The sequence below is a fragment of the Agrobacterium sp. 16-2014-1-2a genome (assembly GCF_053522705.1).
In genome coordinates this window covers 774099-791180 of sequence record NZ_JBNWBX010000001.1, presented here as the reverse complement: position 1 = coordinate 791180, position 17082 = coordinate 774099, and the positions used below count along the sequence as shown (strand labels likewise).

Genomic DNA, 17082 nt, shown 5'->3' with positions numbered 1-17082 from the left:
ACCAACTCCGGAGGTGCGACGCCCTGTCAGGCGCTGCCTTGCCAATTGTGCGATCCTCTTACACCACTGTTTCCCTTGGCGAAAGGATCAATCTTAGTCGTCCTCAACCTGTTTGAACCGGTTGCCGGAACCGGCAATGCGCGCCACGAGGTCCGGCAGGCTTTCTATTTCCGTCCAGCGCCCCTTGCCCGCTTTCGGCAATTCAGCCGAAGCAGACGGCAGAAGTGCGGCGGAGAAACCGAGTTTTTCAGCTTCTTTCAAACGCTGGCCCGTATGCGAGACGGGCCGGACCGCGCCCGACAGGCTGATCTCGCCGAAATAGACGCAATCGGCGGGCAGGGCAAGACCGGCAAGCGAGGAAACCAGCGCAGAAGCTATCGCCATATCCGCAGCCGGTTCGGAAATGCGGTATCCGCCGGCGACGTTCAGATAAACGTCGTGCTGACCGAGCTTCACGCCGCAATGGGCTTCCAGCACGGCAAGGATCATGGCGAGCCGCGAACTGTCCCAGCCGACCACGGCGCGGCGCGGCGTGCCGAGCGAGGTGGCCGCGACCAGCGCCTGCACCTCGACCAGAATGGGACGGGTGCCCTCCATGCCGGCAAAGACCGCGGCACCGGGAGATTTCTCGTTGCGCTCGCCAAGGAACAGTTCGGACGGGTTGGAGACCTCGCGCAATCCGCGGTCGGACATTTCAAACACGCCGATCTCGTCTGTCGGCCCGAAGCGGTTCTTGACGGTGCGCAGAATGCGGTAATGGTGGCCGCGGTCGCCTTCGAAATAAAGCACGGCGTCGACCATGTGCTCCACCACGCGCGGACCGGCGATCTGGCCTTCCTTGGTCACATGGCCCACCAGCACCATGGTCGCGCCCGTTTGCTTGGCGTAACGGATCATTGCCTGCACGCCGGTGCGCACCTGCGTTACCGTGCCGGGAGCGGAATCGGCCGTGTCGCTCCATAGCGTCTGGATGGAATCGATGATGACGAGATCGGGGCGTTTGCCCTCGGAAATCGTCGCCAGAATATCCTCGACATTGGTTTCTGCCGCCAGCAGCACGTCGGTTTCCGCCGCACCCAGCCGCTGGGCCCGCAGACGCACCTGCGCTACCGCTTCTTCGCCAGAAACATAGATGACGCGATGTCCGCGCCGTGAAAGGGCAGCCGCCGCCTGCATCAGCAGGGTCGATTTGCCGATGCCGGGATCGCCGCCGATCAACACCGCCGAACCGCGCACGAAACCGCCACCGGTTGCCCGGTCCAGTTCGCTGATGCCGGTCGGAATGCGCGGCGCCTCCTCGATCTCGCCCGAAAGCGCCGTGAGCGCGACCGCCCGGCCCTTTTTCGGCGTCTTGCCGGGGCCGGAGCCGATGCCGCCCATCGGATCTTCTTCGACGATGGTATTCCACTCGCCGCAGCCTTCGCATTTTCCCGCCCAGCGGGTATGAACCGTGCCGCAGTTCTGGCACACGAATTGGGTCTTGGCTTTGGCCATCTATGTCAGTTTTCTTCTTGTTTGAAATCTTTGGCGGAATTGTCCTGGTGGCCGTGCAGCAAGCGCAGAACGGTTAGATCGGCCTCGTCAACGCGAAAGAAGATGACGCGCTCACGATAGGCAATACTGCGAAGCCCGGCCCATGGTCTTCGGCAAGATCGCGCCTTGCCCGCGTGGTCCAGATTGGGGTCCGGATTTTAATGACCGGTCCCCGTTTTTTGCTGCACGGAAACGCGTTTGATATCGCTCAGGAAGTCGTCTTGTGAGGCATAGCGGTGAACCCGGTCTGCTTCAGCGTCGTCAATGCCCTGTATCAGCAATTTACGCGCGACTCTTTTTCTTTCATCGCTGCTCAGCAATTGCAGGCTCGCATGAATAGCGGCGTCCGCATCGCTATAGACACCCGCAGCCACCTGCTCTTCGATGAACCTTTCGTCCTGCTCGCTCAAATGGATTTCGGGCATTTCGATCTCCTTTTGTTCTCTTTTAGCACAGGTCGCTTCCGCTTTCCAAGAGCTAAAGACGTGGTTCAGTCGTCAGCCATCAGATATTGCCGCTCGTAGCGCAAACCAAGCCCCGTCAGCATTTCGTAACCGATGGTGCCGGCGGCGCGCGCCACCTCATCGAGCGGCACTTTCGGGCCGAAAAGCTCGATATAATCGCCGGTGCGGACAGCGTTTGCCGGTATGTCCGTGATGTCGAAAATGGTGAGATCCATGGTCACACGACCGGCGACCGGCGCCTTGTGGCCGTTGACTATGCCGTAAGCACCGCCATGGCCCATTTCGCGCAATGGAATGCCGGAACCGGAAAGCGACCGCTGGTAGCCGTCCGCATAACCAACGGAAGCGATGGCAAGGCGGCTCGCCCGTTTCAGCAAATAGGTGCCGCCATAGCTGACTGTCTGGCCTTCGCCGGCCTCGCGAATCTGGATGATCCGCGCTTCGGCCTTTGCGACGGGCCGCATCGGGTTTGCCACATCGTTGATTGCCTCGCCGCCGTAAAGGGCAATGCCGGGGCGGGTCAGATCGAAATGATAATCCGGCCCCAGAAAGATTCCGGCAGAAGCGGAAAGGCTTGATTCGATTCCTTCGAAAGCGGCGCTAACCTTGCGGAATGATTCGAGCTGGACCTTATTCATGGGCGAAGACGGCGTGTCGGCGCAGGCGAGGTGGGAGAGCACCAGAACCGGATCGAAACTCGCAGGCCGGGTCACGTCGTCTGCCAGAAACAGCGCGTCGTCCAGCGGCAGGCCAAGCCGGTTGAAGCCGGTATCCACATGCAGCGCGCAGGGGTGTTCGCCGCGTTCGGCAACCGTCGCCATCCAGAAGGACAGCTGTTCCTCCGAGGCCAGAACCGGCACGAGATCATTATCGAAGACCTGACGCTCCTGGCCCTGCCAGATGCCTGACAGCACGAAGATTCGCGCTTCCGGTGCATAGGATCGCAAGGTCGCACCTTCGGACACCGTTGCCACGAAGAAGTCGCGTGCGCCGGCATGGTAGAGCGTCGCGCCGCAATCCTCGATACCGAGCCCGTAGGCATCTGCTTTCACGACAGCCGCCGTCCGCGCCTTGCCGGACCGCTTTTTCATGTCGCGCCAATTGTCGGCAAGCGCGCCGAGATCGACGGTCAGCCTCAGCGGCGCATGTTCGAAAGCGTCGGTTTCGTGTTCGGGAAATGTGTCTTCGAAGTCGTCTGTCATGCCATGCGTCCGGTTGATTTGGAACCGGTTCGGACCCTAGCACTTTTGTTCAAGACGGTAATGACCGATTGGTTTAAAGTCGTTCTATGCACAATGTTTCGCAGGAACAGGCCATAGACGTCATGCCGGTTGCAGCGACGGAAACGACGCGTTTCTGGCGCGACCCGCGTTTTGGCGGCATGGAATGTCTGAGCGCGACGTTCCTGACACATGAATATTCGCCGCACGCACATGATACCTTCTCGATCGGCGCGATCGAAAGCGGCTCGCAGATTTCCACCATTCAGGGCACCAGGGAACAGACCGGGCCGGGGCATCTCTATCTCATCAATCCGGACGAGATTCACGATGGTGCGCCGGGTGGCGGCGGTTATCGTTATCGGATGATCTATCCCGACGCAGCGCTGCTGCGTGATATCATCGAGGATGTGACGGGCAGGGCTTTCCACGGAATGCCGTCCTTTCCAAGGTTTCTGCCGCGTGATCCGCAGATGGCCGCTGCTTTTCAGATGGCGCATCGCAGGCTGGAGGCCAAGTCCGGCGCTCTTGAGGCAGACGAGGGCATGTTCTCGGTTCTGGCGGCACTGTTCGGCAGGCATGGCAGCGCCATTATCCTGGCCGTTGAAACCCGCGAGAAGACGGCGGTCCATACCGCCCGCGACTATCTCTCCGATAATTACGAGACCGATATCGGCCTTGAGGAATTGGCGTCCATCGCTGGTCTCAGCCGCGCGCATCTCATCCGGGCCTTCCGCAAGGAGTTCCACATCACCCCGCATGCCTATCTGACAGATGTGCGCATAAGGCGGGCGCGCCGTCTTCTGCGTTCCGGCGAAATGCCGGCCGAGGTGGCTGCGCTGTGCGGTTTTGCCGATCAGGCGCATTTTACGCGGCATTTCAAGGCGCGCACCGGCGTCACGCCGGGACAATTCCGGACAGCGTGATTTTGGTGGCCATTCCGAAGCGCAACGTCACTTTCATTCAAGACTGGAAAAACTTGCAGGCGTAATCGCATGTCTCTGAAAAGGAGAATGCAATGTCCGTGCTGGAAAAACGTGCAGAGCTTGGCGCAGGCCTGAGAGCTGCGGCACCCCTGCTGGTCGCCATGGTGCCGATCGGCGCCGTGTTCGGTGCAGTCGCGGTCGGCAAGGGATTGTCGCCGCTGGAAGCCTCGCTGATGTCGATTCTCGTCTTTGCAGGTGGCTCGCAATTCGTCGCCATGGATCTGTGGACGCATCCGGCAAGCTGGAGCGCGCTCGGTTTTGCCGCGCTGCTGGTCAATCTTCGCCATGTGCTGATGAGCGCTTCCATCGCTGGCAAGCTCGATGATTTTACCGGCTGGCGAAAATATGCTGCCATGCTGGTGCTGACGGACGAATCCTGGGCGCTATCGGAATTCAGGGCAGTTGCCGGCAGGCTGACGGCCGCATTTTTCACCGGCGCTGCGCTGTCAATCTACCTCGTCTGGAACATCGCCACGCTCACGGGCGCACTTTTAGGCTCGGTGATGGGGGACATGACGGTCATCGGTCTGGACTTCGCTTTTCCGGCCGTGTTCATCGTGCTGCTGATGGGGTTCTGGAAGGGCAGGGAAACGGGCCTGGTGCTGCTGGCAAGCGCTGCCGCCGCCTTTGTCACGCACGCGCTGGTCCCGGGCGCCTGGTACATAGCCGCCGGTGCGCTTGCGGGACTTTCCGTCGCAGCCTTCGGCCGCGAGGACGAGGTGGAGCAGCCTGCATGACGCTTGATACGAACACCCTGCTGGCGATCCTCGCCATGATGGCGGCCACCGTCGCTACGCGTCTTGGGGGTCTGCTGCTGGTCAACCATTTCACCCTGACGCCGCGTCTGAAAAAAGCGCTCGGCGTGGTTCCGCCTGCGGTCTTGATGGCTGTGGTGACGCCAACGGCATTCTCAAGCGGAATGGCGGAAACAATCGCCTGCGCGGTGACGGCAGTCGCGGCGCTCCGCCTCAGCCTGCTGCCAGCCGCAACGCTCGGCGTCGTCACCGTGGCGCTTTTGCGCGGAATCGGATTGTGAGGCAATCCCGCCAAAGTTCTGAAAAGATTCCCCAGTTTCGATTTAGAGCAGGCAGGGCGAAACGCTGACCCGGTTCCGCCCTCGGTTTAGATCAATGCTCTTCGTACTGGCTGAAGCTCGGGTCGGCCAGATCCGCGAAGCGGGTGAATTCGGACTGGAAGGCGAGTTTCACCGTGCCGGTGGGTCCGTGACGCTGTTTGGCGATGATGACGTCGGCGGTGCCTTTCACCTTGTCGAACAGGGCCTCCCACTCGGCATATTTCGGATCGGAAATATCGCGCGGCTCCATGTTCTTGACGTAATACTCCTCACGGAACACGAACAGCACCACGTCGGCGTCCTGCTCGATCGAGCCCGATTCACGCAGGTCGGAAAGCTGCGGGCGCTTGTCTTCACGGCTTTCCACCGCACGAGAGAGCTGTGAAAGCGCGATGATGGGAACGTTGAGTTCCTTGCCGAGCGCCTTAAGGCCCGTGGTGATCTGGGTGATTTCCTGCACGCGGTTCTCACCGCTCTTGCCGGCGCCGGTCATCAGCTGAATATAGTCGACCACCAAGACGTCAAGACCACGCTGGCGCTTCAGTCGACGGGCACGGGCGGAAAGCTGGGCGATGGAGATACCACCGGTCTGGTCGATGTAAAGCGGCACCTTCTGCATCATCTGGGAGCAGGCGACGAGCTTCTCGAAATCGGCCTCGGTAATGTCACCGCGGCGGATTTTCGAGGAAGACACTTCCGTCTGCTCTGAAATGATACGGGTCGCCAGCTGTTCGGACGACATTTCGAGCGAGTAGAAGCCGACGACGCCGCCGTTTTTCGCCTTGAACGAACCATCAGGCTGTACTTCCTGATCGTAGGTGGCCGCGATGTTATAGGCGATGTTGGTGGCAAGCGAGGTCTTGCCCATACCCGGACGACCGGCAAGTACGATAAGGTCTGAACGCTGCAGGCCGCCCATGCGGGCGTCGAGCGAGTGGATGCCGGTGGAAATGCCGGAAAGATTGCCATCACGCTCGAAGGCGGCGCCCGCCATGTCGATCGCCAGCGCCACGGCATCGTTGAACGACTGGAAGCCGCCATCGTAGCGACCGGTTTCCGCCAGTTCGAACAGGCGGCGCTCGGTGTCTTCGATCTGCGCCTGCGGCGGCATGTCCAGCGGCGCATCATAGGCGATGTTGACGACATCCTCGCCGATCTGGATCAGCGCGCGGCGCAGCGCCAGATCGTAGATCGCCCGGCCGTAATCTTCCGCATTGATGATCGAAACGGCTTCTGCCGCCAGACGCGCCAGATATTGCGCCACCGTCAGGTCGCCGACCTTGTCGTCTGCGGGCAGGAAGGTCTTGATGGTCACCGGATTTGCGGTCTTGCCCATGCGGATGATGTCGCCCGCCACTTCGAAAATCTTGCGGTGCAGCGGTTCGTAAAGATGCACGGGCTTCAAGAAGTCCGACACGCGGTAATAGGCGTCGTTGTTAACGAGGATGGCGCCCAGCAGCGCCTGTTCGGCCTCGATATTGTTCGGCGCCTCGCGGTAATGCGGTTCCGCCGGTTGCGCGGGGGTGATCTTTCTCACAGCGTCGTTCATGGTTTGCACGATCTCCCTTTGCCTTGCCACTACACTTCGGGTTTGGCTTCCTTGGCCATGGCAGTCAATGATATTGTTGCAACACTCTATGGTAGCCTGACGTCCTGTCTGCGAAGCTGGATCACATCTTCAGTTGTCCCCAGCAATCCACAGGCGGGTGGGGACAAGGGGCGGGAAATTCCCGGCAACGTGATTCGCTGCCATGAGTTTATCGCATGGCAGACCCGACGTGAAAGAAACTTGAAAATCGGCAGGCTTCCAAATAAATAGGCAGAAAATAAGTAGTGTGCTAATTATAAGGCTTGCTGACATGTCCCGCGAAACCGACAAGGAACAGCTTCTGGACGAGGTGTCCGCCTTCACCCGCAAGCTGCGCGCATTTTTTGACGCGCGGGTAGGGGAAAGCGGCCTGACTTTGGCGCGTGCGCGTGCGCTTTTCGCGCTGTCGCGACGTGGGCCGCTGACCCAGACGGAGCTTGCCGAGGAAATGGAAATCGAAACGCCGACGCTGGTGCGCGTGCTTGACGGCATGGAGAAACAGAACCTCATCGAGCGCCGCTCCGACGAAACCGACCGCCGTGCCAAACGCATCCACATGACGGAGGAGGGCGAGAAAACCTCCGAAACGGTGCAGGCGGTGGCAAAATCGCTCCGTTCTGAAATCGCCGCCGATGTTTCCTCGCAGGATCTGGCGATGGCGCTGGATGTCATGCGCAGGCTTTCGGCCAATCTGCAAAATCTGGCAAGCGGGAGGGCGCAATCGTGAGTACCGTGGTGCCGCAAACGGCAGATGAGACCGCCTCTGAAAATGCCGACGTTACGGTAAAGCCGGCGAACGTGCCGGAATCTGCTGCTGCGGCCGCCGCGCCTCAACCGGTGGAGCGGCCAGTGTGGCTGCGGCTGTGTTTCATCTTCGCGGGCCTGGCGTTCTTCATCACGCAAGGGTTGGGCATGAACCTCGTCATGGCCAATCTATACCAGTTGCAGGGCGAATTTTCCGCCACGGTGGCTGAGGTCGCCTGGCTCTCCGCCGCCTATATGGCCCCCTATGCCACGTTTTCCATCGCGCTGTTCAAGGTGCGAACGCAATATGGCCTGCGGCCCTTTGCCGAACTTTCGATCATCGTCTTCGTGGTTGCCTCCTGCCTAAACCTGTTCGTGACAGACCTGCATTCGGCGATCGTCATCCGCTTCCTCAGCGGCATGGCGGCGGCGCCTCTTTCTTCGCTCGGCTTTCTCTACATTCTGGAGGCCTTTCCGCCGGCGCGGAAATTCTCGCTGGGCTTCAGCATCGCACTCACCGGAACCTTGCTGTCTGCACCGCTCGCGCGCATCGTCTCGCCTTCCTTGCTGCAAATAGGCGGCTGGAATGCCCTTTACACGATGGAAATGGGCTTCGCGCTGATCTCGCTCGCCTTGATCTACCTGTTGAAAGTCACGCCGCCTCCGCGGGCGAAAGTCATCGAGCGCACGGATATTCTGAGCTACCTTCTGTTCGCGGGTGGCCTTGGCTGTCTTGCGGTCATGCTCACGCTTGGCCGGTTTTACTGGTGGTTCGAAACATGGTGGCTGGGCGTGCTTCTGGCCACGTCGATCACGCTTCTCACGCTGATGGTCGTCATCGAGTTGCCGCGCAAGAACCCGCTGCTTGACCTGCGCTGGATTTTTTCGAAAACCAACCTGCATGTCATAGCGGTCCTGCTCATCTACCGTGCAGTTTCCTCCGAGCAATCCTCGACGGCGGTGAGTTTCTACCAGCAGCTTGGCCTTTTGAACGACCAGACGATCACGCTTTATGCTCTGGTGCTTTTGGCGACGGTTCTTGGCGGTGCGGCCTGTGCCTGGCTGATGCTGACGAAATATGTCGATACCGCTCATGTGATTGCGCTTACCCTGATTGCGGCCGGCGCTTTTCTGGACAGCCAGTCCAACAACCTGACGCGGCCAGCGCAGATGTATCTGAGCCAGATGATGATCGCCTTCGGTGCGGCCATGTTCCTGCCGCCCGTTATGGCAAAGGGGTTCGCTGCCGCACTTGCGCGCGGTGCCCCCTATCTGGTGAATTTCATCACCATCTTCCTGTTCACCCAGATCACCGGATCGATGTTGATGACCGGGCTGCTCGGCAGTTTCGTGACGCTGCGCGAAAAATTCCATTCCAATATTCTGGTGGAAAATATCCTGCTCACCAACCCATTGGTCGCCCAGCGCGTGTCGCAGCTTTCCGGCGCCTACAGCCACGTCATCACCGATCCGGCGTTGCTAAAGGCCGAGGGGCTTTCCCTCCTTGGCCAGCAGGTTACCAAGGAAGCCTATGTGCTCGCCTATAACGATACGTTCCTGTTGATTTCCACCGTTGCGGCGCTGGCGCTCATGGCGCTTTTGCTCCACCTTGCATGGCTGCGCATCCGTCCCCGCTTTTTCCGGGACAATGTCGATGCCGCGCCGGCGCCACAGTCTTGAACCTCCAAGAGTGATAATATGCTGAAGAAGATTTTTACCCCCGTTTCCATTCTCGTTCTGCTCGGTGGCCTCGCCGGCGTCGCGCTGGTGCTCTATGCATGGCGCCTGCCGCCATTCCTTTCCACCGTCGAAATGACCGACAACGCCTTCGTGCGTGGTTACGTGACGACGATGAGCCCGCAGGTGAGCGGTTATGTCGTGGATGTGCCGGTGAAGGACTATCAGGAGGTCAAACAGGGCACATTGCTGGCGAAGATAGACGACCGCATCTACCGCCAGAAGCAGGCGCAGGCGGGAGCCGCGCTGGATACGCAAAAGGCGGCATTGGACAATTCCCGCCAGCAGGAAAACGCCGCCAACGCCAATATCCGTTCCAGCGAGGCGGCTGTCGATAGCGCGCAGGCATCTCTGAAACAGGCGCAACTGGCATCAGACCGTCAGGACAACCTCATCAAAAGCGGTGCCGGCACCTCCAGCCTGCAGGAAGAGGCGCATGCCGCGCTTGAAAAGGCGAGGGCATCGCTCTCGCAGGCGAAAGCGGCACTTGAGGTCTCGCGGCAGGATTTGCAGACGATCATCGTTAACCGCAGTTCCCTGCAGGCCGCTGTCGCCAATGCCGAGGCTGCGGTCGAACTCGCCAGGATCGATCTCGACAATACCGAAATTCACGCGCCGGTGGACGGCAGGCTCGGCGAAATCGGCGTGCGCACCGGTCAGTATGTGACAGCCGGAACGCAGTTGATGGCGGTTGTGCCGCACGATGTCTGGGTCATCGCCAATTTCAAGGAAACCCAGCTCGCGGGCATGCAGGTCGGCCAGCCGGTGACGATCTCGGTGGATGCCCTGCATCGCCGCAAGCTCAACGGCCGCGTCGAGCGGTTCTCGCCCGCAACGGGATCGGAATTCGCTGTCATCAAGCCCGACAATGCCACCGGCAATTTCGTGAAGATCGCCCAGCGTCTCGGCGTGCGCATCGCAATCGACGCCGACCAGCCGCTGGCAGCGGATCTGTCGCCGGGCATGTCGGTGGTCGTGCATGTGGACAAGAGCGTGGCGCCGGAGGGGGCGGAGACGGCGGCGAGGTAGTCTGGCTATCTAGAGGCCCCCCTCTCTCCCGCCGGACATCTCCCCACAAGGGTGGAGATCGAATTGTGGCTTGCGCTCGACAACCTCAACGTTGCGGCTATTAGCGATGTGGGATCGCCCGGCTGATCTCCCTCCTTGTGGGGGAGATGCCCGGCAGGGCAGAGGGGGGGTAACCTCTCCGCACACTCCAGTCACAAAACCAAAAAAACCCCGGATGTCGCCATCCGGGGTTTTCCTTATGACCACAAGGCCAAATCTTATTCGTCGTCGTCGTTGCCGTCAGCTTCCGGATCGAAGAAGTCTTCCGGACGCAGGGCGTCTTCGTCAACGCCGTAGATGGCGTCGGCGGAGGTGAGGCTTTCGCCCTTGGACTGACGCTCGGCTTCTTCGGCAGAACGGGCAACGTTCAGCTCTACCTGAAGCTCGACTTCGGCGTGCAGGTGCAGGGTAACGTTGTGCAGGCCGATGGTCTTGATCGGCGTGTTCAGTTCAACCTGGTTGCGGCCGATGTTGAAGCCTTCGGCGCCGAGGATTTCAACGACGTCGCGAGCAGCAACAGAACCGTAAAGCTGACCGGTTTCGCCAGCCGAGCGAACGACGATGAAGGACTTGCCTTCGAGTGCTTCGGCAACCTTCTGGGCTTCCGACTTGCGCTCGAGGTTACGGGCTTCAAGCGTTGCGCGCTCGGTTTCGAAACGGGTCTTGTTGGCGGCGTTGGCGCGCAGCGCCTTGCCCTGCGGCAGCAGGAAGTTACGTGCGTAACCGTCGCGAACCTTTACGGTTTCGCCCATCTGGCCGAGCTTGTTGATGCGTTCGAGAAGAATAACGTCCATCTTCTTGATCCTTTCTATGTGTTGGTTTCGTTCGTATTGTCAGTTTTCCGCGTTGGGGTGAGGGAGATCGTGCTGCGCACGTCGCTCAATCCCAAAACGAGAATGATAAGCAGCGGGAAGACAAAGACCGCCGAGAGATAGGCGAGGATGAGAACCGGCAGACGCCAGTCCTTTCCACGCGCGCGTTTGTGCAGCGAGGCGTAACCTGCCATCAGGAAGCCCGCGCCGAAGGTGCCGCAGACGACTGCGCCGACCATCGCGGCGACGCCACCGAAGAACATGGCGACGATGCCGCAGAGAAAAACGAAGATGGCGTTGCGGTGCATGCGCAGTGCGGAAGGAATGTCCTCGCGTGGGCGAAGACCCTTGCCGAAGGAACCGACCAGCCGGGCCGCGAAATAATACGCCGCAAACAAAAGGATGACCCACAGGCCGCCCTGAACGATCGGCAGCATCAGAACCAGCAGCGACTTCGTCTGCGCCAGTGCCTCGACATTGGGTTCGAACAGCGGTTCGCGGCTCTGCACTGAGGTCATCATCAGATCGACCATGCGCGCGACGAGATCGGGACCGTAACCGATCATCCAGCCGAGAATGACGACGGCAACCGAAACCAGAAGGCAGAGATGCAGGACGATGCCGGACAGCGGATACCAGGCAAGCAGGTCATCCGGGCCGCCGAGTTCCGAGGCCGGGCGCGCCAGATTGGCAAGATGCGAAAGCCAGCCCGCCGGGATCAGCGTGAAGATCGCAATGGTCAGCGAGAAAAGCGGCGATATGACGAGCGCGCCGATGATAGCCGTGGTGATGATCGCAACGACGGCTGCGCGGTTGCCCCAGCCCATGCCGGCGATGAAGATGGGCATGGCGGAACCGGCGTAAAGCAGGAAGGAAAAGGACGACTGTGCCGTTGCGCCAAGCGTTAGAAACGCGGCGCATATGCCGGCGAGAACGCCGGTGATCAGCACTGTCTGGTTCAACTTTTGCACTTCGCTGTCCTGCTGGAAACTTGAGCAGTTAGAGGACCGTTCCAATCAGGATCGTCGTCCCCAACATGGGTTTTATGGTATCGATCCGCGCCCAACGCGGAGGGATTTGAACTCGCAACCTACTGATTAAAAGTCAGTTGCATCGTGGAAGACGAGGCCGCGCCAAAGCGCGGCCTCGTTTCAAATCATTACGCTACGACGTAAGGCAGCAGGCCGAGGAAACGGGCGCGCTTGATCGCCTGGGCGAGTTCGCGCTGCTTCTTCTGGGAAACGGCCGTGATGCGGGAAGGAACGATCTTGCCGCGCTCGGAAATGTAGCGCTGCAGGAGACGAACGTCCTTGTAGTCGATCTTTGGAGCGTTTGCGCCGGAGAAGGGGCACGTCTTGCGACGGCGGTGGAACGGGCGGCGTGCCTGGGAAGAGGATGTATCAGCCATTGGTCAATTCTCCTTATGCACGGTCTTCGCGCGGACGGCGCGGACGGTCTTCGCGGTCGCCGAAGCCACCTTCGCGCGGTGCGCGGGGACCACGATCTTCACGCGGGCCACGATCCGGACGGTCGCCATCGCGGCGCGGACGGTCGTCACGGTCGCGCTTCTGCATCATCGCGGACGGGCCTTCTTCGTGGGCTTCGACGGCGATGGTCATGTAGCGAAGAACGTCTTCGTTGATGCGCATCTGGCGCTCGATTTCGTGGATCGCAGGCGCCGGAGCGTCGATGTCCATGAGAGCGTAGTGAGCCTTGCGGTTCTTCTTGATGCGATAGGTGAGGGACTTCAGACCCCAGTTCTCGACGCGTCCGACTTTACCGCCGAACGATTCGATAACGCCCTTGTACTGCTCGACAAGTGCGTCGACCTGCTGGGCAGAAATATCCTGCCGGGCAAGGAAGATGTGTTCGTAAAGAGCCATTTAAGCTTTGCCTTTCTTGCGTTTCGTCCTTCACCCGGCAACGGCGCTAAGCCTCAACGACTGCTCCTGGTTAGGCTGCGAAGCCTTAAAGCAAGAAAAGCGTTGTTCGAGACGGTCGAGAGCGGAGACACGGGAGGCCGGAAAAACCTTATGGTTCCTGCTGTTTCGTTACCGAAACCAGCCCTCCGTTCAGCCACCAGCCAATTGGACCGGGTGTTGTGAACAGCGCGCTTATACCCATTTTTGCCCGGAATGCAAGGACCGGAGGCGAAAAAGCGCGCTGCGCTGTCGTCAGATCGGCATCGGATATTGCCGATGGATCGCCGCAATACCCTTCAGCACCTCTTCCGATAGCGCCACATCGGCTGCTGCGATATCCACCTTCAGCTGCTCCATGGTCGTTGCGCCGATGATGGCGGAGGCCATGAAGGGGCGTGTCAGGCAGAAGGCGATGGCGAGCTGTGCCGGATCGAGGCCGTGTTGTGCGGCTAGCTCAAGATAGGCCTTGACCGGCGCTTCCTGATGCGGCTGCAGGCGACCGCCGAGGTCCTTGTTGATGGTGCCGCGCGAGCCCGCAGGGCGTGCGCCGTTCTGATACTTGCCCGTGAGCAGCCCTGCCGCCAGCGGCGAGTAGGCCAGCAGGCCGACATCTTCGTGATGCGCGACTTCCGCCATGTCGAGATCGAAGCTGCGATAGAGCAGGTTATATTCGTTCTGGATGGTTGCGACGCGCGGCAGGCCACGGGCCTCGGCAATATCGATATATTTCTGTGTACCCCAGGCGCTTTCGTTGGAAAGGCCGATAGCGCGGATCTTGCCGGCCTTTACCAGCTCGCCGAGCGTGTCGAGCTTTTCGGTTATCTCGGCAAGCGTGCGCTCCTTTTCCTGACCGGAAGCATCAAAGCTCCAGGCGCCGCGGAAGTGATAGGTGCCGCGGTTCGGCCAGTGGATCTGATAGAGGTCGATGTAATCCGTCTTCAGGCGCGTGAGGCTGGTATCTACTGCCTCGCGGATGGCGCTCGCATCAATATCGCGCCCGCCGCGAATATAGTCACGCCCGGAACCGGCGACCTTGGTGGCGAGCACGACCTGGTCACGCTTGCCGGTCTTTTCGAACCATGTGCCGATATAGTCTTCCGTCCGTCCCTGCGTTTCGGCGGAAACGGGGGTGGTGGGGTAAAGCTCGGCAGTATCGAAGAAATTGACGCCGTTCTCCAGCGCGTAATCCATCTGCGCATGCGCTTCGGCTTCAGTGTTCTGCGTGCCCCACGTCATTGTGCCAAGGCAAATTTCGGACACGGAAATGCCCGTGCGGCCCAATAGTCTCTGTTTCATGGAAATGTCCCGGTGCTTGGCCAGATATTTGAAAGGTGGCATGAAAGTAATGGGGAATTGCCGCAGTGCAAGAAAAAATATGATGAAAAGAAAGGGGAAAATAGATCGGCAAAACCGCGTCGATGGGGTGCCGAAGGGCTTCAAGCCTTGACTCCGCAGGCCGGAATGTGAATGGAAGTCGAAAAGAATAAAGGCAAGGCCAGACAAGAAGGACCACATCCCATGGGTATTGCATTCACATTTCCCGGTCAGGGAAGCCAAGCCATCGGCATGGGCAAGGAACTCGCCGATACCTATCCGGAAGCACGGGCTGTGTTCCAGGAGGTCGATGACGCGCTCGGCCAGAAGCTTTCCGACATCATGTGGAATGGCCCGGAAGAAACGCTGACGCTGACGGCCAATGCCCAGCCGGCGCTCATGGCGGTGTCCATGGCGGTCATGCGGGTTCTGGAAGCGCGGGGTCTGAAGCTCTCCGACGCCGTTTCTTATGTCGCTGGCCATTCGCTCGGTGAATATTCCGCGCTCTGTGCTGCCGGCACCTTCTCGATTGCCGATACCGCACGGCTTCTCCGCATCCGCGGCAATGCCATGCAGGCTGCCGTGCCGGTGGGCGAGGGCGCGATGGCAGCGATCATCGGGCTGGAGCACGATGCTGTTTCGGCAATCTGTGAAGAGGCTTCCATTCTCGGCGTCTGCCAGATCGCCAACGACAATGGCGGCGGCCAGCTGGTCATTTCCGGCGGCAAGGCGGCTGTCGAGAAGGCGGCTGCGATCGCTTCCGAAAAGGGCGCCAAGCGCGCCATCATGCTGCCTGTTTCCGCGCCCTTCCACTCAGCGCTGATGGCGCCGGCGGCGGAAGCCATGCGCGAGGCGCTGGCGGCTGTCGAAAAGAATAATCCGGTCGTGCCTGTTATCGCCAATGTGCGTGCCGCCCCGGTTTCCGACGCCAATGAGATCGCCGCTTTGCTGGTCGAGCAGGTGACGGGCCAGGTGCGCTGGCGCGAGACGGTGGAATGGTTCGCCGCCAACAATATAACGCAGCTTTACGAGATCGGCTCCGGCAAGGTGCTGACGGGTCTTGCCCGTCGCATCGACAAGACGGTGAACGGCGTTGCCGTCAACGGCGCTGCCGATATCGACCAGCTTCTCGCCACTCTTATCGGCTGAGACGGGCTTCGCCCCGCATCGGCTTTTTGTTTTACGGTAATTCCCGATGCGATTTCGCTAAAAGGCTTTTGCGGAATTGCTCTAAAGAAGGAACGGAACATGTTTGATCTGACAGGCCGCAAGGCTCTCGTAACCGGCGCGACCGGCGGCATTGGCGAGGAAATCGCCCGCCTTCTGCACAGCCAGGGCGCAACCGTCGGCCTGCACGGCACGCGCGTTGAAAAGCTCGAAGCCCTGGCGGCGGAACTTGGCGACCGCGTCAAGATTTTCCCGGCCAACCTTGCCGATCGTGCCGAGGTCAAGGCGCTGGGCGAAAAGGCCGAGGCCGAGCTGGAAGGCGTCGACATTCTTGTCAACAATGCCGGGATTACCAAGGACGGCCTGTTCGTGCGCATGAGCGACGAGGACTGGGACAACGTCATCGAGGTGAACCTGACCGCGATGTTCCGTCTGACGCGTGAACTGACGCATCCGATGATGCGCCGCCGTTTCGGCCGCATCATCAACATCACCTCCATCGTCGGCGTCACCGGCAATCCCGGCCAGGCGAACTATTGCGCCTCCAAGGCCGGCATGATCGGTTTTTCGAAGTCGCTGGCACAGGAAATCGCCACCCGCAACGTCACCGTCAACTGCGTGGCGCCCGGCTTCATCGAAAGCGCGATGACCGGCAAGCTGAACGACAAGCAGAAAGACGCCATCATGGGTGCCATTCCCATGAAGCGCATGGGAACGGGCGCCGAAGTCGCTTCGGCCGTACTTTATCTGGCTTCCAATGAAGCTGCCTACATGACCGGCCAGACCTTGCACGTCAATGGCGGCATGGCGATGATCTGACGCCACCTGAAAGGCGTCTTGAAACGATTGCGGCGCTGTTTCTGCACCTTGTTTGGTGTCGGGCGCCGCAAGACCCTCCATGCCGGTTTCCGGCGAAATTGCCTGTCATACGTTGTGCTTAGCGCGTTTTCAGGCTTTTCGACCGGTTGAAACCGTGTTAATCGGGCCAAGACTGTGAACAGTCGTCCCGGAGAGACAGGAAGCCGTTGCGATTTTGCGCGACGATGTCTAGCTTGGACCGGGTTGAACGGGTTTGCCAGCAGTGCCGGATTTGAACGGCGCATGAGGGCTTCTAACAGGGCAGGGTGCCGTAAGGCATTCCCTTCAAAATAAAGGTCGAGGAAACCGACATGAGCGATATCGCAGAACGCGTAAAGAAAATTGTAATTGATCATCTGGGCGTCGACGCCGACAAAGTTGTTGAAGGCGCAAGCTTCATTGACGATCTGGGCGCTGATTCGCTCGATACCGTTGAACTGGTCATGGCTTTCGAAGAAGAATTCGGCGTCGAGATCCCAGACGACGCAGCTGACTCGATCCTGACTGTTGGCGACGCTGTCAAGTTCATCGAGAAGGCCCAGGCCTGATCGACCTGTATTGGGGAGGTGTAACAACCTCCCGTCTTGGCCCGGC

General features: G+C 60.0%; 18 protein-coding genes. 9 read left to right on the top strand and 9 right to left on the bottom strand.

From position 1 onward, the window contains the following. Positions 1 to 93 precede the first annotated feature (93 nt). The 3 genes from radA to alr all read right to left on the bottom strand — a co-directional run bounded on the left by radA (position 94) and on the right by alr (position 3199). On the bottom strand, positions 94 to 1494 hold the full coding sequence (gene radA / locus ACQZ45_RS03980) for a DNA repair protein RadA (RefSeq protein ID WP_003512347.1): 1401 nt from the start codon (positions 1492 to 1494) through the stop codon (positions 94 to 96). Between the two features lie 197 nt (positions 1495 to 1691). Continuing rightward, on the bottom strand, positions 1692 to 1958 hold the full coding sequence (locus ACQZ45_RS03975; protein ID WP_003512349.1) for a type II toxin-antitoxin system ParD family antitoxin: 267 nt from the start codon (positions 1956 to 1958) through the stop codon (positions 1692 to 1694). Between the two features lie 65 nt (positions 1959 to 2023). Continuing rightward, positions 2024 to 3199, bottom strand: coding sequence for an alanine racemase (alr, locus tag ACQZ45_RS03970; protein ID WP_013635829.1), 1176 nt, complete (start codon positions 3197 to 3199; stop codon positions 2024 to 2026). An 86-nt stretch (positions 3200 to 3285) separates the two neighbouring features. Between alr and ACQZ45_RS03965 the strand changes: the two genes are divergently transcribed. From ACQZ45_RS03965 to ACQZ45_RS03955, 3 genes are all read left to right on the top strand, one after another. Next, positions 3286 to 4143 (top strand): AraC family transcriptional regulator, encoded by an 858-nt coding sequence (locus ACQZ45_RS03965; RefSeq protein ID WP_035251674.1) that lies wholly within the window; start codon positions 3286 to 3288, stop codon positions 4141 to 4143. 92 nt (positions 4144 to 4235) lie between these two features. Then, positions 4236 to 4940: an AzlC family ABC transporter permease gene (locus ACQZ45_RS03960; protein WP_003512355.1), complete on the top strand. Its 705-nt coding sequence runs from the start codon at positions 4236 to 4238 to the stop codon at positions 4938 to 4940. After that, on the top strand, positions 4937 to 5239 hold the full coding sequence (locus ACQZ45_RS03955; RefSeq protein WP_003512357.1) for an AzlD family protein: 303 nt from the start codon (positions 4937 to 4939) through the stop codon (positions 5237 to 5239). The genes ACQZ45_RS03960 and ACQZ45_RS03955 overlap by 4 nt, the downstream gene beginning before the upstream one ends. A gap of 91 nt (positions 5240 to 5330) precedes the next feature. Here the strand turns inward: ACQZ45_RS03955 and ACQZ45_RS03950 are convergent, their stop codons facing one another. Next, on the bottom strand, positions 5331 to 6827 hold the full coding sequence (locus ACQZ45_RS03950) for a replicative DNA helicase (protein ID WP_003512358.1): 1497 nt from the start codon (positions 6825 to 6827) through the stop codon (positions 5331 to 5333). 310 nt (positions 6828 to 7137) lie between these two features. Here ACQZ45_RS03950 and ACQZ45_RS03945 point away from each other — a divergent pair, with 310 nt between their 5' ends. The 3 genes from ACQZ45_RS03945 to ACQZ45_RS03935 are packed head-to-tail and all read left to right on the top strand — an operon-like array spanning position 7138 to position 10376. Continuing rightward, on the top strand, positions 7138 to 7593 hold the full coding sequence (locus ACQZ45_RS03945; protein WP_003512359.1) for a MarR family winged helix-turn-helix transcriptional regulator: 456 nt from the start codon (positions 7138 to 7140) through the stop codon (positions 7591 to 7593). Next, the gene (locus tag ACQZ45_RS03940) at positions 7590 to 9290 is read left to right on the top strand and encodes an MFS transporter (protein ID WP_003512360.1); all 1701 of its coding nucleotides are present in this window, start codon (positions 7590 to 7592) and stop codon (positions 9288 to 9290) included. The genes ACQZ45_RS03945 and ACQZ45_RS03940 overlap by 4 nt, the downstream gene beginning before the upstream one ends. Before the next feature lie 18 nt (positions 9291 to 9308). Further along, positions 9309 to 10376 carry an HlyD family secretion protein gene (locus ACQZ45_RS03935; protein WP_003512361.1) on the top strand — a complete coding sequence of 356 codons (1068 nt, stop codon included), beginning with the start codon at positions 9309 to 9311 and terminating at the stop codon, positions 10374 to 10376. A gap of 257 nt (positions 10377 to 10633) precedes the next feature. Here ACQZ45_RS03935 and rplI read toward each other — a convergent pair whose 3' ends face one another. From rplI to ACQZ45_RS03910, 5 genes are all read right to left on the bottom strand, one after another. Continuing rightward, positions 10634 to 11209 (bottom strand): 50S ribosomal protein L9, encoded by a 576-nt coding sequence (gene rplI, locus ACQZ45_RS03930; RefSeq protein WP_003512362.1) that lies wholly within the window; start codon positions 11207 to 11209, stop codon positions 10634 to 10636. A 14-nt stretch (positions 11210 to 11223) separates the two neighbouring features. Then, entirely contained in the window at positions 11224 to 12198 is a 975-nt protein-coding gene (locus ACQZ45_RS03925; RefSeq protein ID WP_025592960.1) for a YybS family protein, read from the bottom strand. A 188-nt stretch (positions 12199 to 12386) separates the two neighbouring features. Then, entirely contained in the window at positions 12387 to 12635 is a 249-nt protein-coding gene (gene rpsR, locus ACQZ45_RS03920; protein WP_003496832.1) for a 30S ribosomal protein S18, read from the bottom strand. 13 nt (positions 12636 to 12648) lie between these two features. Continuing rightward, complete coding sequence (rpsF, locus tag ACQZ45_RS03915; RefSeq protein WP_003512373.1) at positions 12649 to 13110, bottom strand: 30S ribosomal protein S6; 462 nt, start codon at positions 13108 to 13110, stop codon at positions 12649 to 12651. Between the two features lie 291 nt (positions 13111 to 13401). Beyond that, complete coding sequence (locus ACQZ45_RS03910; protein ID WP_025592963.1) at positions 13402 to 14445, bottom strand: aldo/keto reductase; 1044 nt, start codon at positions 14443 to 14445, stop codon at positions 13402 to 13404. A 222-nt stretch (positions 14446 to 14667) separates the two neighbouring features. Here ACQZ45_RS03910 and fabD point away from each other — a divergent pair, with 222 nt between their 5' ends. From fabD to ACQZ45_RS03895, 3 genes are all read left to right on the top strand, one after another. After that, a complete protein-coding gene (gene fabD / locus ACQZ45_RS03905; RefSeq protein ID WP_025592965.1) occupies positions 14668 to 15612 on the top strand; it encodes an ACP S-malonyltransferase in 945 nt (314 codons plus the stop codon). A gap of 99 nt (positions 15613 to 15711) precedes the next feature. Then, on the top strand, positions 15712 to 16449 hold the full coding sequence (gene fabG / locus ACQZ45_RS03900) for a 3-oxoacyl-[acyl-carrier-protein] reductase (protein WP_003512379.1): 738 nt from the start codon (positions 15712 to 15714) through the stop codon (positions 16447 to 16449). 350 nt (positions 16450 to 16799) lie between these two features. Continuing rightward, positions 16800 to 17036 carry an acyl carrier protein gene (locus tag ACQZ45_RS03895; RefSeq protein ID WP_003502080.1) on the top strand — a complete coding sequence of 79 codons (237 nt, stop codon included), beginning with the start codon at positions 16800 to 16802 and terminating at the stop codon, positions 17034 to 17036. Positions 17037 to 17082: the final 46 nt, after the last annotated feature.

Excerpts from the sequence above, each read along its gene's own strand:
- ACQZ45_RS03935 (WP_003512361.1), top strand. The coding sequence starts at position 9,309 with ATGCTGAAGAAGATTTTTACCCCCGTTTCCATTCTCGTTCTGCTCGGT.
- ACQZ45_RS03975 (WP_003512349.1), bottom strand. The coding sequence starts at position 1,958 with ATGCCCGAAATCCATTTGAGCGAGCAGGACGAAAGGTTCATCGAAGAG.
- ACQZ45_RS03965 (WP_035251674.1), top strand. The coding sequence starts at position 3,286 with ATGCACAATGTTTCGCAGGAACAGGCCATAGACGTCATGCCGGTTGCA.
- rpsF (WP_003512373.1), bottom strand. The coding sequence starts at position 13,110 with ATGGCTCTTTACGAACACATCTTCCTTGCCCGGCAGGATATTTCTGCC.
- ACQZ45_RS03895 (WP_003502080.1), top strand. The coding sequence starts at position 16,800 with ATGAGCGATATCGCAGAACGCGTAAAGAAAATTGTAATTGATCATCTG.
- ACQZ45_RS03955 (WP_003512357.1), top strand. The coding sequence starts at position 4,937 with ATGACGCTTGATACGAACACCCTGCTGGCGATCCTCGCCATGATGGCG.
- rplI (WP_003512362.1), bottom strand. The coding sequence starts at position 11,209 with ATGGACGTTATTCTTCTCGAACGCATCAACAAGCTCGGCCAGATGGGC.
- ACQZ45_RS03945 (WP_003512359.1), top strand. The coding sequence starts at position 7,138 with ATGTCCCGCGAAACCGACAAGGAACAGCTTCTGGACGAGGTGTCCGCC.
- ACQZ45_RS03960 (WP_003512355.1), top strand. The coding sequence starts at position 4,236 with ATGTCCGTGCTGGAAAAACGTGCAGAGCTTGGCGCAGGCCTGAGAGCT.
- alr (WP_013635829.1), bottom strand. The coding sequence starts at position 3,199 with ATGACAGACGACTTCGAAGACACATTTCCCGAACACGAAACCGACGCT.
- fabG (WP_003512379.1), top strand. The coding sequence starts at position 15,712 with ATGTTTGATCTGACAGGCCGCAAGGCTCTCGTAACCGGCGCGACCGGC.
- rpsR (WP_003496832.1), bottom strand. The coding sequence starts at position 12,635 with ATGGCTGATACATCCTCTTCCCAGGCACGCCGCCCGTTCCACCGCCGT.
- ACQZ45_RS03910 (WP_025592963.1), bottom strand. The coding sequence starts at position 14,445 with ATGAAACAGAGACTATTGGGCCGCACGGGCATTTCCGTGTCCGAAATT.
- fabD (WP_025592965.1), top strand. The coding sequence starts at position 14,668 with ATGGGTATTGCATTCACATTTCCCGGTCAGGGAAGCCAAGCCATCGGC.
- ACQZ45_RS03950 (WP_003512358.1), bottom strand. The coding sequence starts at position 6,827 with ATGAACGACGCTGTGAGAAAGATCACCCCCGCGCAACCGGCGGAACCG.
- radA (WP_003512347.1), bottom strand. The coding sequence starts at position 1,494 with ATGGCCAAAGCCAAGACCCAATTCGTGTGCCAGAACTGCGGCACGGTT.